The organism is Phocaeicola faecicola (genome assembly GCF_013618865.1).
Lineage (GTDB): Bacteria > Bacteroidota > Bacteroidia > Bacteroidales > Bacteroidaceae > Phocaeicola > Phocaeicola faecicola.
This window is the reverse complement of record NZ_JABSOE010000151.1, coordinates 1-1,318: the sequence shown is the minus strand read 5'-3', so window position 1 is coordinate 1,318 and position 1,318 is coordinate 1. Positions and strand designations below refer to the sequence as shown.

The 1,318-nt window shown below is 36.6% G+C and carries 1 protein-coding gene; it reads left to right on the top strand.

The genetic code is table 11. The annotated features are described in order from the left end of the window. Positions 1-224 precede the first annotated feature (224 nt). A complete protein-coding gene (locus tag H3001_RS19075; protein WP_118162928.1) occupies positions 225-1,190 on the top strand; it encodes an IS110 family RNA-guided transposase in 966 nt (321 codons plus the stop codon). Positions 1,191-1,318 lie beyond the last annotated feature (128 nt).

Sequence of the window (1,318 nt, the reverse complement as noted above, 5' to 3'; positions counted from 1 at the left end):
TAAGCATTGTATATTAATTAAACGTTGTACTTTTGTATAAAGTTTCAACATCAAAGTGTGGAATAAGACCGACGTAAGCTTAGTCATTTAGATTGTTTCGAATGTTCAGCCCCCACACTTTTACATCAGAATCCGGATAGTTCATTGGGCAGTTAGACCCCGCATTTGCAATGATGGCTAAAGATGTATAGATGTTGCGTTGTAATTATAAAAACCATTAGCTTATGACCTACGTTGGAATTGATGTAAGCAAGTTGACATTCGTTGTTGCTTATTCGTCTGCAAAGACTAGTAAAACCAAAACCTTTAAAAATACTGCTAAAGGTATTCGTGAGTTTATAAAAACTATTTCAGTTAATGAACATCATTGTGTTATGGAAGCAACAGGCAATTACAGTACATTGCTTGTATATATGCTTTCCGAGTTTGGTTTTACAGTAAGCCTGGAAAATCCTCTGAAGATAAAAAATTTCTCCAGAGTCATGCTTTCAGTCATAAAGTCTGACGAGATTGATGCACGTCTTATAGCACTATACGGTGAGAAGATGCAACCATCTCCATACAGAATGCGCAGCGATTCAATTTTAATTCTCAAACAAAAACGTACTGTCCTACGCCAGCTAAAGAAGCAGTTAGTAGCAACAAGCAACCTAAAAGGTTCTATGGAGGTTCTTCCAATTTATGACTCTAAATGCAAGAAAACAATAGAGAAAACGATTGCTTTTCTGGGAAAACAAATCAAATATATGGAAGAAGAACTGGCTTCATTAGCTAATGATGAATTCAAGAAACAGATGGATTTACTCACTTCCATAAAAGGTATCGGTGTAACACTAGCTGCAGCTTTAATTGTGGCAACTGGTGGCTTTACATACTTTGATAATGCAAAACAACTTACTCGTTATCTTGGCTTATCACCAACATATCAACAATCAGGTACATCTGTCAACTTTAAAGGTCACATAAACAGAAATGGCGATCCAATTCTTCGAAGTCAACTGTATGTGGCAGCATTATCATCACTTAGGTGCAATACAGAATGTAAAGCATGTTTTGACCGTCTACGATCTAAAGGTAAACCTGGTAAAGTAGCTGTTGTTGCTGTCGCCAATAAATTGGTAAGACAGGCCTTTGCTGTTGTTACACAAGATAAGCCATATGTTGATGGATTTATATCAGTAAAACCATAATCACTCCTGCGGAGGGAGCGCCATACGGCAAGGGACTGAGCAGTCAGGCCCGACGAGCTTTCATTATACATAAGCATAAACATACTTATAATTGTTAAATATATTCAAGTTTTTATTATAGTTCATTC